This window comes from Kitasatospora sp. NPDC030952, assembly GCF_055571335.1.
Genome location: NZ_JBVIFM010000008.1, coordinates 73,830 through 88,053, shown reverse-complemented (window position 1 = coordinate 88,053; position 14,224 = coordinate 73,830). Strand labels below are relative to the sequence as shown.

The window sequence follows — 14,224 nt, the reverse complement described above, 5'->3', positions numbered from 1 at the left end:
GCTCGCCGAGGCCGCCGAACGCCCGGCCGGGGACGGCGAGTTCGCCGCCCGGCTGCGCGCCCTGCCGGCCGCCGAGCAGCAGCGCCGGCTGCTGGACCTGGTCCGCGCCGAGGCGGCCACCACGCTCGGCCACGCCTCGCCCGACGTGCTGTCCGAGCAGCGGGCCTTCCGCGACGTCGGCTTCGACTCGCTGACCGCCGTCGACCTGCGCAACCGGCTGGCCGCCGCGACCGGCCTCACGCTGCCCAGCACCCTGGTGTTCGACCACCCGAACCCGCTCGCCCTGGTGCGCTTCCTGCGCGAGAAGGTCGCCGGCCCGGCCGTCACCGGCGGCCCGGCGCCCTCGCAGGCCGCCGTCGCGTTCGACGAGCCGATCGCCGTCATCGGCATGAGCTGCCGCTACCCCGGCGGGATCGCCTCCCCCGAGGACCTGTGGCGGCTCGTCACCTCGGGCGGCGACGCCATCACCGAGTTCCCGGCCGACCGCGGCTGGGACACCGAGGGGCTCTACGACCCGGACCCGGACGCGCCCGGCCGCACCTACTCGGTGCGCGGCGGTTTCCTGGAGGACGTCGCCGACTTCGACGCCGCCTTCTTCGGCATCTCCCCGCGCGAGGCCCTCGCCATGGACCCGCAGCAGCGGCTCCTGCTGGAGACCGCCTGGGAGGCCATGGAACGCGCCGGACTCGACCCGGCCGCCCTGCGCGGCAGCACCACCGGCACGTTCATCGGCGCCAGCTACCAGGACTACAGCCCCGGCGACTCCGCCCAGGACGGCGCCGAGGGACACCTCGTCACCGGCACCATCCCGAGCGTGCTGTCCGGCCGGCTCTCCTACACCTTCGGCTTCGAGGGCCCGGCCGTCACGCTCGACACCGCGTGCTCGTCCTCGCTGGTCGCCCTGCACCTGGCCTGCCAGTCGCTGCGCAACGGCGAGAGCTCGCTCGCCCTGGCCGGTGGCGTCAGCGTGATGGCCACGCCCAACGCGTTCGTCGGCTTCAGCCGCCAGCGCGCGATGGCCGTCGACGGCCGCTGCAAGGCCTACGCCGAGGCCGCCGACGGCATGAGCCTGGCCGAGGGCGTCGGCCTCCTGCTGGTCGAGCGCCTCTCCGACGCCGAGCGGCTCGGCCACCCGGTGCTCGCCGTGCTGCGCGGCTCCGCCGTCAACCAGGACGGTGCCTCCAACGGCCTCACCGCCCCCAACGGGCCCGCCCAGCAGCGGGTGATCCGCGCCGCGCTCGCCAACGCCCGGCTCGCCCCGGGCGAGGTCGACGCGGTCGAGGGCCACGGCACCGGCACCAAGCTCGGCGACCCGATCGAGGCCCAGGCGCTGCTCGCCACCTACGGCCAGGACCGCGAACGACCGCTGCTGCTCGGCTCGGTGAAGTCCAACCTCGGGCACACCCAGATGGCCTCCGGCGTGGCCGGCGTGATCAAGACCGTGCTCGCGCTGCGCAGCGGGGTGCTCCCGGCCAGCCTGCACATCGACCGGCCGTCCAGCCACGTCGACTGGACCGAAGGCGCCATCGAGCTCCTCGCCGAGGCCCGGGACTGGCCCGAGACGGGGCGGCCGCGCCGCGCCGCCGTCTCCTCGTTCGGGCTGAGCGGCACCAACGCGCACGTGATCCTCGAAGAGCCGCCGGTCGCCGCCGGGGCCGCCGCGGTGGCCGCCGCGCCGACGGACGGCGACACCGTGCCCTTCGCGCTGTCCGCCCGGACCGAAGAGGCCCTGCGCGCGCAGGCCGGCCGGCTGCTCACCGTGCTCGACGAGCAGCCCGAACTCCCGCTCGCCGACGTCGCGTTCTCGCTCGCCACCACCCGGGCCGCGCTCGACCGCCGCGCCGCCGTCACCACCGGCGACCGCGCCGAGCTGAGGCGCGCCCTCGCCGCCCTGCGCGACGGCCTGCCGGACGCCGCCCTCGTCACCGGCCGCGCGGCCGGCGGCGGCCTGGCGTTCCTGTTCACCGGCCAGGGCAGCCAGTACCCGGCCATGGGCCGGGAGCTGTACGACCGGTACCCGGTGTACGCGGAGGCGCTGGACGCCGCCCTCGCCCACTTCGACCTCGGCTACGAACGGCCCGTCCGGGACGCGCTGTTCGCGGCGGAGGGGTCGGTGGAGGCCGCGTTGTTGGATGACACGGGGTACGCGCAGCCGGCGTTGTTCGCGCTGGAGGTGGCGCTGTTCCGGTTGGTGGAGTCGTGGGGTCTGCGGCCGGACTTCGTGGTGGGGCATTCGATCGGTGAGATCGCGGCGGCGCACGTGGCGGGGGTGTTCTCGTTGGAGGACGCCTGTGCGCTGGTGGCGGCGCGGGCCCGGTTGATGTCGGAACTCCCCGGTGGGGGAGCGATGGTGTCGGTGGAGGCGACGGAGGCGGAGGTGCTGGCGGTGCTGACCGACGGCGTCTCGATCGCCGCCGTCAACGGGCCCAGGTCCGTGGTGATCTCGGGCGACGAGGACGAAGTCCTCCGCATCGCCGCGGAGTTCACCGACCGGAGGACCAAGCGCCTGCGGGTCTCGCACGCCTTCCACTCGCCGCACATGGAGCCGATGCTCGACGCCTACACCCGCGTCGCCGCCACGCTCGGCTACGCCGCCCCGGCGATCCCGCTGATCTCCACCGTCACCGGCGCGATCGCCACCGCCGACGAGCTCGCCGCGCCCGAGTACTGGGCGCGCCAGGTGCGCGGTACCGTCCGTTTCGCCGACGCCGTCCAGGCCCTGGCCGGCCACGGCGCCGCCGCCTTCCTCGAACTCGGCCCGGACGGCGTCCTCACCGCCGCCGCCCGCGACACCCTGGGCGACGGCGCCCGCCTCACCGGCGTGCCCGCGCTGCGGCGCGGTCGGCCCGGAGTCCCGGCCCTCACCGCCGCGCTCGCCCGGCTGGCCGTCGGCGGCCTGCGACCGGACTGGGCGGCCGTCTTCGCCGGCACCGGCGCCCGCCGCGCCGACCTGCCCACCTACCCGTTCCAGCGGGAGCGCTACTGGCCCGACGGCCGGTCCGCCCCGGCGGCGGGATCCGACCCGGTGGACGCCGAGTTCTGGGCCGCCGTCGACCGTGGCGACCTGGCCGCGCTCGGCACCGGCCTGGACCTCGACCACGACACCGTGACCGCCCTGTCCAGCTGGCGCCGGGCCCGCCGCGAGCGCACCACCGTGGACGCCTGGCGCTACCGCGCCTCCTGGACGCCGCTCGACGCGACGGGCGGCGCCGCGACCCGGCCCGCCGGCCGCTGGCTGATCCTCGCGGCGGACGACGCGCCCTGGGCGGACGGGCTCGTCGACGGGGTGACCCTGCGGGTCTCCGGCGACCGGGCCGCGCTCGCCGAGCAGCTCCGGGACGCGGGGGAGTTCACCGGCGTCCTGTCGCTGCTCGCCCTCGGCGACGACCCGCTCGCCGCCACCGTCACCGCCGTCCAGGCCCTCGGCGACGCCGGCCTCACCGCCCCGCTGTGGTGCCTCACCCGCGGCGCCGTCGCCGCCGGCCGCTCCGACCGCCCCGCCGACCCCCGGCAGGCCGCCGTCTGGGGCCTCGGCCGCTCCGCCGCCCTCGAACTGCCCACCCGCTGGGGCGGGCTGATCGACCTGCCGGACCAGCTCGACGACACCGCGCTGCGCCGCCTGGCCGCCGCGCTCGCCCGCACCGACGGCGAGGACCAGCTCGCCGTCCGCGCCTCCGGCACCTTCGCCCGGCGCCTGGTGCGCCACCCGCTGCGTCAGCCGCTGCCTCACCCGGGGGGCGACCGCCCGGCCGCCAGGCCGTACGCGCCGACCGGCACCGTCCTGATCACCGGCGGCACCGGCGGCCTCGGCGGGCAGCTCGCCCGCCACCTGGCCGAACAGGGCGCCCGACACCTGCTGCTGGTCAGCCGGAGCGGCGCGGCGGCCCCCGGCGCCGAACAGCTGCGCGCCGACCTCGCCGCCCTCGGCGCCGAGGCCACCCTGGCCGCCTGCGACGCCGCCGATCGGGACGCCCTCGCGGCCCTCCTCGCCGCCGTCCCGGCAGACCGGCCGCTCACCGCCGTGTTCCACGCCGCCGGAGTGGTCGCCGACGGCACCCTGGACACCCTGACCGCCGAGCAGTTCGCCGAGGTGTTCCGCCCCAAGGCCGAGGCCGCCCGCCACCTCGACGAGCTGACCCGCGACACCGACCTCGCCGCCTTCGTCCTGTTCACCTCCACCGCCGGCACCCTCGGCGCCGCCGGGCAGGCCAACTACGCCGCCGCCAACGCGTACCTCGACGCCCTCGCCGAACAGCGGCGCGCCGAGGGCCGCCCGGCCACCGCGATCGCCTGGGGCCCGTGGGCCGGCGACGGCATGGCCGGGGCCGGCGTCGAACAGCGGGTCCGCCGGGGCGGCTACACCCCGATGGCGCCGCGGCGCGCCCTGGCCGCGCTCGGGCACGCCCTCGACCACCAGGACACCGCGCTCACCGTCGCCGACATCGACTGGCAGCGCTACGCCGCCGTCTTCACCGCCCAGCGGCCCGTCCCGCTGATCACCGCGCTGGCCGGACCGGCCGGCCGGCCGGCGGCCGCCGCGCCGGAGTCCGGGCTGCGGCAGCGCCTCGCCGAGCTGTCCGAGCAGGCCAGGGCGCGGTTCGTGCTCGACTTCGTGCGCACCCGGGTCGCGGCCGTCCTCGGCCACGCGGGCGGCGAGCGGGTCGGCGCCGACCAGCCCTTCACCGACCTCGGCATGGACTCCCTCACCACCGTCGAACTGCGCAACACCCTCACCGCCGCCACCGGCCTGACCCTGCCCGCCACCCTGGTCTACGACCACCCGACCCCGGCCGAGCTGGCCGCCCACCTCCTCGCCGAACTCCTCGGCACCCTGCCCGAAGCCGACCGGGCACCGGCCCGGCGGGCCGTCGCGGACGACCCGGACGACGCCGTCGTGATCGTCGGCATGGCCTGCCGCTTCCCCGGCGGCATCGAGACCCCGGAGGACCTCTGGCGGCTGCTCGGCGCCGGCGCCGACGCCGTCCGGCCGTTCCCCACCGACCGCGGCTGGGACCTCGACGCCCTCGGCCGGGGCGGCTCCGCCACCCTGCACGGCGGCTTCCTGGACGGCGTCGGCCGCTTCGACGCCCGCTTCTTCGGCATCTCGCCGCGCGAGGCGCTCGCCATGGACCCCCAGCAGCGCCTGCTCCTGGAGACCGCCTGGGAGGCCCTGGAACGCTCCGGCATCGCCCCCGACCGCCTGCGCGGCAGCGACACCGGCGTCTTCGTCGGCACCAACGGCCAGGACTACCTGACCGTGCTGCGCCGAGGCACCGCCGACGTCCGCGGCCACGCCGCCACCGGCAACACCGCGAGCGTGCTGTCCGGCCGACTCTCCTACACCCTCGGGCTGGAGGGTCCGGCCGTCACCGTCGACACCGCGTGCTCCTCCGCGCTCGTCTCGCTCCACCTGGCCGCCCGCGCGCTGCGCGCCGGGGAGTGCTCGCTGGCCCTGGCCGGCGGCGCCTCGGTGATGTCCAGCCCGGACGCCTTCGTCGAGTTCACCGCGCAGGGCGGCCTCGCCGCCGACGGCCGCTGCAAGCCCTTCGCCGACGCCGCCGACGGCACCGCGTGGTCCGAGGGCGCGGGCGTCCTGGTCCTGGAACGGCTCTCCGACGCCCGCCGGCTCGGGCACCCCGTCCTCGCGGTCGTGCGCGGCAGCGCCGTCAACCAGGACGGCGCCTCCAACGGCCTGACCGCCCCCAACGGGCGCGCCCAGCAGCGGGTGATCCGCGCGGCCCTCGCCGACGCGGGCCTGACGCCCGGTGAGGTGGACGCCGTCGAGGCGCACGGCACCGGCACCGCCCTCGGCGACCCGATCGAGGCGCACGCGCTGCTGGCCGCCTACGGGCGGGAGCGCGAACTGCCGCTGCTGCTCGGCTCGGTGAAGTCCAACCTCGGCCACACCCAGGCCGCCGCCGGCGCCGCCGGGGTGATCAAGACGGTGCTCGCGATGCGGCACGGGGAGCTACCGAAGTCGCTGCACCTCGACTCGCCCTCCCGGCACGTCGACTGGACGGCCGGTGCCGTCGAGCTGCTCACCGAGGCCCGGGACTGGCCGGTGACCGGCCGCCCCCGCCGGGCCGGCGTCTCCGCGTTCGGCGTCAGCGGCACCAACGCCCACGTGCTGCTGGAGCAGGCGCCCGCGGATCCCGACCCGGCCGGCCCGGTGCCGGCCGTGGCTGCCGCACCCTGGGTGGTCTCGGCCAAGTCCGAGGCCGCGCTGGACGCCTCGCTCGGGCGCCTCGCCTCGGTCGAGGACGCGTCCGCGCTGGACGTCGCCCACTCGCTCGCCGCCGGCCGGGCCGCGCTCGGGCACCGGGCGGTGCTGCTGGACGGCGTCGAGGTCGCCCGCGGAGTCGCGGCCGAGCGCTCGACGGCCTTCCTGTTCTCCGGACAGGGCTCGCAACGGATCGGCATGGGCCGGGAGTTGTACGAACGCTTCCCGGTGTTCGCCGAGGCTTTCGACGGTGTCTGCGCGCGGTTCGACCAGTTGCTGGACCGGCCTTTGCGGGACGTCGTCTGGGGCTCCGACGAGGAGCTGCTGAACCGGACGGCGTACGCCCAGGCCGGGCTGTTCGCGGTCGGGGTGGCGCTCCACCGGCTCGTCGGATCGCTCGGCGTGCAGCCGGAGTTCGTGGCCGGGCACTCGATCGGTGAGGTGACCGCGGCGTACGTCGCCGGGGTGTTCTCGCTGGACGACGCGTGCACCCTGGTGGCCGCGCGCGGACGGCTGATGCAGGCGCTGCCGGAGGGCGGCGCGATGCTCGCGGTGGAGGCCCGGGAGAGCGAAGTCCTGCCGCTGCTGGGCGAGTCCGCGGCGATCGCGGCGGTGAACGGCCCGACATCGGTGGTGGTCTCGGGCGCCGCCGAGGCCGTCGCGGCCGTCGAGGCGCACTTCGCGGACCGGCGGACGAGCCGGCTGCGGGTGTCGCACGCCTTCCACTCGCCGCTGATGGACCCGATGCTGGCGGACTTCCGCACCGTCCTCGACGGGCTGACGTACCACGCTCCCTCGATCCCGATCGGCTCCAACCTGACCGGCGGCCTCGGCGAGGACGACCTCCGCACCCCGGACTACTGGGTGCGCCACGTCCGCGAGGCCGTCCGCTTCGCCGACGGCGTCCGGGCACTCGAGGACGCGGGCGCGACCGCCTTCCTGGAGCTGGGGCCGGACGGCGTGCTCGCCGCGCTCGCCGAGCGCGGGCTCGGCGAGGAGAGCGTGACCGCCGCCGCCCTGCGCCGGGACCGGCCGGAGGAACCCGCCCTGGTCACCGCCTTCGCCCGGCTGCACGTCGTGGGCGTGCCGGTCGACTGGACCGCGCTGCTCGCCGGCACCGGCGCCCGCCGGGTCGACCTGCCCACCTACCCGTTCCAGCGCGAGCTGTACTGGCCCGAGCGCGCACCGGAGCCCGTCACCGGCGACCCGGCGGACGCCGCGTTCTGGTCCGCCGTCGAGCGGGCCGACGCCGCCGCCCTCGGCGCGACCCTCGGCCTCGACGACGACACCTCGCTCGGCGCGCTGCTGCCCGCCCTCTCGGCGTGGCGCCACCGCCGCACCGAGCGCACCGAGGCCGACCGGCTGCGCTACCGCGCGGTCTGGAAGCCGTACGCCACGTCCGCCGGGCCGTCCGCCCTGCCGGACGCCCTGCCGGGCACCTGGCTGGCGCTGGTCCCGGGCGATGGGGAGGACCCCTGGACCTCAGGGGTGCTCGCCGCGCTCGGGGACGGAGTGCTCGCCGTCACGGCCGGCGGGGAGGGGCTCGCCCCCACGGCCGGCGGTGACCTGGCCGAGCGGCTCACCGCGCTCGGCGGTGACCTGGCCGAGCGGCTCACCGGTGTGGTCTCCCTGCTCGCCGCCCCCGGTGGCCTGCCCACCGGCCTCGCCCGGCCGGACGCGCTGCTCGCCGCCCTCGGCGAGGCGGGCGTCGACGCCCCGCTGTGGTGCCTCACCCGGGGCGCCGTCGCGGTCGCCGACACCGAGGCCCCGCAGGACGCCGCGCAGGCGGCCGTCTGGGGCATCGGCCGGGTGGCCGCCCTCGAACACCCGGAGCGCTGGGGCGGGTTGATCGACCTGCCGGAGGCCCCCGACGCCCGCACCTCGGCCCGCCTGCGCGCCCTGCTGGCGGCCGAGGACGGCGAGGACCAGCTCGCCCTGCGCCCCACCGGCGCCTTCGCCCGCCGCCTGGTGCGCGCCACCACGCCCGAGGACGCCCGCCCGTGGACCCCGCGCGGCACCGTCCTGCTGGTCGGCGACCCGGCCGGCCACGCCGACCCGACGGCCCGCTGGCTCGCCCGCTCGGGCGCCCGACGGGTGGTGATCCTCGCGGACGGTGCCACGGCGGGCCCGGGGGCGACGGCCGCCGATACCGCCGATGCCGCCGCGGCCGGCACGGATGAGAGCCTGCGGACCGAACTCGCCGAGCACGGCACCGAGCTGACGCTCGTCACCGGCACACCCGGCGACCCCGAGGCCCTGGCCGGCGTGCTCGGGCTGCCCGAGCTGTCCGATCTGTCCGCCGTCCTCTACACCGGTCGTGGCGCCGCGCCCGCCGAGGACCTCGCCGGGCTGCTCGCCGACCTCGACGCGCTCGACCGGGCGCTCGCGGGCCGGGACCTCGACGCCCAGGTGCTGTTCGGGTCGATCGCCGGCACCTGGGGGGTGAAGGGCCGGGCCGACGAGGCCGCCGCCGGCGCGCTGCTCGACGCCGCCGCCCAGCGCCGCCGCGCCACCGGGCAGGCCGGGACCGCCGTCGCCTGGGGCGCCTGGACCGGTCACGCGCCCGACTCGCTGGCCGCCCACCTGCGGGCCAACGGGCTGCCGCCGGTCGCCCCCGACCGCGCCCTGGCGGCCCTGGCCGCCGCCCTCGACGGGCCCGCCGTCACCGTCGCCGAGGTCGCCTGGGAGCGCTTCGCGCCCGCCTTCGCCGAGGCCCGGCCGACCCGGCTGTTCGCCGACCTGCCCGAGGGCCGCGTCACCGCGCGTCCCGAGGCGGAGACCGCGAGCCGCACCGACGCGCTGCGCGCCGATCTGCGGGAGCGGTCGGCGGCCGAACGCACCGAGGCGCTGCTGGCGATCGTCCGCGCCGAGTCGGCCGCCGTGCTCGGCCACGCCGACCCGCAGGACGTGCCGTCCGGGCACCCGTTCAAGGACCTCGGCTTCGACTCGCTGACCGCCGTCGACCTGCGCAACCGGCTCAACGCGGCGACCGGCCTCCGGCTGCCCGCCACGCTGGTGTTCGACTACCCGACCCCGGCGGCCCTGGCCGCCCACCTGCGCGGCGAACTCTTCGACGAAGCACCGGAGGTGGAGCACTCCGCCGTCGCGGCCGACACCGACGACCCGATCGTGATCGTCGGCATGGGCTGCCGCTACCCGGGCGGCGTCCGTTCGCCCGAGGACCTGTGGCGGCTGCTCCGGGAGGGCACCGACGCGATCGGCCCGTTCCCGGCGGACCGCGGCTGGGACCTCGACCGGCTCGCCCACGGCGACCGGGACGGGCGCGGGCGCAGCGTCACCCAGGAGGGCGGGTTCCTGTACGACGCGGCCGAGTTCGACGCCGCCTTCTTCGGCGTCTCCCCGCGCGAGGCGATGGTCGTCGACCCGCAGCAGCGGCTCGTGCTGGAGACCGCGTGGGAGGCGCTGGAACGCGCCGGGATCGACCCGGCGGGCCTGCGCGGCGGCGACACCGGCGTGTTCATCGGCGGCGGCAGCGGCGACTACCGGCCGGCGATCGGCCAGCTCGGCCACGTCGAGACCGCGCAGTCCGCGAGCCTGCTGTCCGGCCGGCTCTCCTACACCCTCGGGCTGGAGGGGCCCTCGGTCAGCGTGGACACCGCCTGCTCGTCCTCGCTGGTCGCCCTGCACCTGGCCGCCCAGGCCCTGCGGTCCGGCGAGTGCTCGCTGGCCCTGGCGGGCGGTGTGACGGTGATGTCGAGCCCGGTCGGGTTCGTGGAGTTCGGCGAGATGGGGGCGCTGTCCGCGGAGGGGCGCTGCCGTACGTTCTCCGACGACGCCGAGGGCACCGCGTGGTCCGAGGGCGTCGGCGTCCTGGTGGTCGAGCGGCTCTCCGACGCCGAGCGCCGCGGGCACCGGGTGCTGGCCGTCCTGCGCGGCTCCGCGATCAACCAGGACGGCGCCTCGAACGGCATCACCGCGCCCAACGGCCCGTCCCAGCAGCGCGTCATCCGGCGCGCTCTGGCCAACGCGGGCCTGGCGGCCGCGGAGGTCGACGCGGTCGAGGCGCACGGCACCGGCACCAAGCTCGGCGACCCGATCGAGGCCCAGGCGCTCCTGGCCACCTACGGCCAGGACCGCGAACGGCCCGTCCTGATCGGCGCGCTGAAGTCCAACCTCGGGCACACCCAGGCGGCCTCCGGGGTGGCCGGCGTGATCAAGATGGTGCTGGCCATGCAGCACGGCCTGCTGCCGCGCACGCTGCACGTCGGTACGCCGTCCTCGCACGTCGACTGGACGGCCGGCGCCGCCGAGCTCCTCACCGAGGAGACCGCGTGGCCGAGCACCGGCCACCCGCGCCGGGCCGGGGTCTCGGCCTTCGGCGCGAGCGGCACCAACGCCCACGTCATCGTCGAGGCGCCTGCCGCGGCCGAGCCCGCCGACCAGCGCCCGGACGACCGGCCGCTGCCCGTCCCGCTCTCCGCCGCGACGCCCGCCGCGCTGCGCGAGCAGGCCGCCCTGCTGCTCGGCCACCTCGCCGCGCACCCGGAGCTGACGGTCCGCGACCTCGGCCACTCGCTCGCCACCACCCGCACGCTGCTCGACCACCGGGCCGCCGTGCTCGCCGCCGACCGCGCCGAACTGACCCAGGGCCTGCACGCCCTGGTCGACGGCCAGGCCGCGCCGCAGCTCGTCCAGGGCTCGGCCCTGGGCGGCCGGACCGCCTTCCTCTTCCCCGGCCAGGGCTCCCAGCGCCCCGGCGCCGGGCGGGAGCTGTACGCCGCCCACCCGGTCTTCGCCGACGCGCTGGACGCCGTCCTCGCCGGCTTCGAGGGCCGGCTGGCCGGGCCGCTGCGCCCGGTGCTGTTCGCGGCGGAGGGGTCGGTGGAGGCCGCGTTGCTGGATGACACGGGGTACGCGCAGCCGGCGTTGTTCGCGTTGGAGGTGGCGCTGTTCCGGTTGGTGGAGTCGTGGGGTCTGCGGCCGGACTTCGTGGTGGGGCATTCGATCGGTGAGATCGCGGCGGCGCACGTGGCGGGGGTGTTCTCGTTGGAGGACGCCTGTGCGCTGGTGGCGGCGCGGGCCCGGTTGATGTCGGAACTCCCCGGTGGGGGAGCGATGGTGTCGGTGGAGGCGACGGAGGCGGAGGTGCTGGCGGTGCTGACCGACGGCGTCTCGATCGCCGCCGTCAACGGCCCGCGCGCCGTCGTCCTCTCCGGAGACGCCGACGCCGTCGAACGCGTCGCCGCCCGATTCGCGGCGGACGGACGCAGGACTAGGCGTTTGCGGGTGAGCCATGCGTTTCACTCCGTACACATGGACGCCATGCTCGACGACTTCGAGCGGACCGCCCGGGGCATCGCCTACGCCGCCCCGCGCATCCCGCTCGTGTCCAACCTGACCGGTGACGTCGGCACCGGGGACAGCGGGGCCGGCGACACAGGGGCCGAGTTCGGGGCCGACTTCGGGGCACGGTACTGGGTGCGCCATGTCCGCGAGGCCGTCCGCTTCGCCGACGGCGTCGCCGCCCTCACCGCCCGCGGCGTGCGCCGCCACCTCGAACTCGGCCCGGACGGCGTGCTCTCCGCCCTCGTCCAGGCCAACACCGGGGAGGACGCCGACCCGGCCCGGCCGGTGGTCACCGCCACCGCGCTGCGCCACGGCCGCGACGAGCGCACGACCCTGCTCGCCGCCGTCGCCCGGCTGCACGCCGACGGGCTCGCGCCGGACTGGGAGGCGGTCTTCGCCGGCACCGGCGCCCGCCGGGTCGACCTGCCCACCTACCCGTTCCAGCGGCAGCGCTACTGGCCGGAGCAGTCGGTGGCCCCGGCGGCCGCCCCGGACGCCGAGTTCTGGACGGCGCTGCGCACCGCGTCCGTCGACGCGCTGGCCGGCACCCTGGACGTCGACGGCGACGCCCTCGCCCAGGTGCTCCCGGCGCTGCGCGACTGGCACGACCGGCGCGAGGAGCAGGCAGCCGTGGACGCCCGCCGCCGGCGGATCGTCTGGAAGCCGCTCGACCGCCCGCGCGTCGCGGCGCCGGCCGGCACCCGGCTCGCCGTCGTCCCGGCCGGTCACGGTGACCCGGCCTGGACGGACGCCGTGCTCGCCGCGCTCGGCGCGGACGCCGTCCGGCTCACCGTCGACGCCGACGCGGACCGGGCCGGGCTCGCCAAGCGGCTCGCCGAACTCCCTTGCCCGGCCGGGGAGATCACCGGTGTGGTGTCCCTCCTGGCGCTCGACGAGTCCGCACTCGGTGATTCGGCACCCGGTGATTCGGCACTCGGTGATTCGGCACCCGGTGATTCGGCATTCGGTGAATCGGCACTCGGTGAATCGGCACAGCGCAGCGCCCCCGCCGGGCTCGCCCGCACCGCCGCCCTGGTGCAGGCCCTCGGCGACGCCCGGATCGGCGCACCCCTGTGGTGCCTCACCCGGGACGCCGTCGCGGCCGCCCCCGGCGACCGGGTCACCGGCCTGGCCCAGGCGGCCGTCTGGGGCCTCGGCCGGGTCGCCGCGCTCGAACTCCCGCAGCGCTGGGGCGGCCTGATCGACCTGCCCGCCAGCCTGGACCGGCGCACCGCCGCCCTGCTGGCCGGCGTCATGGCCGACCCGGACGGGGAGGACCAGCTGGCCGTCCGGCCCACCGGCGTCCTCGGCCGGCGCCTGGCAGCCACACCGGGCGGGTCCGTGAGCGATCCGGCGGACTGGGAGCCGACCGGCACCGTCCTGATCACCGGCGGCACCGGCGCGCTCGGCGCCGAGGTCGCCCGCGGCCTCGCCGCCGCGGGCGCCCGGCACCTGGTGCTGCTCAGCCGCCGGGGCCCGGACGCCCCGGGGGCGTCCGAGCTCCGCACGGAGCTCGCCGCCACCGGCGCCGCCGTCACTCTCGCGGCCTGCGACGCGGCCGACCGGGAGGCGCTCGCGGCCGTCCTGGCCGCCGTGCCCGCCGAGCACCCGCTGACCGCCGTCGTCCACGCCGCCGGCGTACTCGACGACGGCGTCATCGACGGCCTCACCCCCGACCGCTTCGAGGAGGTCTACCGCGCCAAGGCCACCTCGGCGCTCCTGCTCGACGAGCTGACCAGGGACCACGACCTCGCCGTCTTCGCCCTGTTCTCCTCCGCCTCGGCGGCCGTCGGCAACCCCGGCCAGGGCAACTACGCGGCCGCCAACGCCGTCCTCGACGCGCTCGCCGAACGCCGCCGCGCCGACGGACTCGCCGCCACCTCCCTCTCCTGGGGCGCCTGGGCCGGCGGCGGCATGGCCGCCGACGCCCGGGCCGGCGAGGCCGCCCGCCGCACCGGCATCCGGCCGCTCGACCCGGCCGTCGCGGTCGCCGCGCTGCGTCGGGCCGTCCTGGACACCGCGCCGGCCACCCTGGTCGCCGACGTCGACCCGGAGCGCTTCGTGCGGGCCTTCACCGCCGTCCGCCCGAGCCGGCTGCTCGCCGAACTCCCCGGCTACGCCGACCCGCAGGGCCCCGGCGGCGGCGCGGCGAACGGCCGCGAGCTGCGCGCCGAACTGGCCGCGCTCAGCCCGGCCCGCCGCTCCGCCACCCTCCTCGGACTGGTGCGCGGGCGGGCGGCCGAGGTGCTCGGACTGCCCGGCATCGAGGCCGTCGGCCCCGAGAAGGCCTTCCGTGACCTCGGGTTCGACTCCCTCGGCGCCATCGAGCTGCGCAACCGGCTCGGCGCCGCGACCGGGCTCGACCTGTCGCCGACGCTGGTCTTCGACCACCCGAGCCCGACCGAGCTCGCCCAGCACCTGCTCGGCCTGCTGGCCGGTGACGGGAGCGCCGCGGAGCCGGCCGACCCCGAGCGTGCCCGCCTGCGGGCCCTCGTGGAGTCCGTCCCGCTGGACCGGCTGCGACGCAGCGGCGTCCTGGACGTGCTGCTGAGGCTCGCCGACGGCGGGCCCGCCCAGGCCGCCGGGGCCGCCGAGTCCACCGACGCGATCGATCCGATCGACGTGATCGACGGGATGGACCTGGACGACCTGGTGCAGGCCGCCCTGCGCAACGACCCCGACCACGCCCAGGACTGA

The 14,224-nt window shown here is 77.5% G+C and carries 1 protein-coding gene (running past one end of the window); it reads left to right on the top strand.

Going from position 1 to position 14,224, the window contains the following annotated elements; translation table 11 throughout:
• Nucleotides 1-14,224, top strand: the 3' portion of a protein-coding gene (locus ACZ47G_RS16520) for a type I polyketide synthase (RefSeq protein ID WP_465743509.1). The gene continues 14,048 nt to the left of window position 1, outside the view; only the last 14,224 of its 28,272 coding nucleotides appear in the window; the start codon falls outside the window, past its left edge; it ends in the stop codon at nt 14,222-14,224.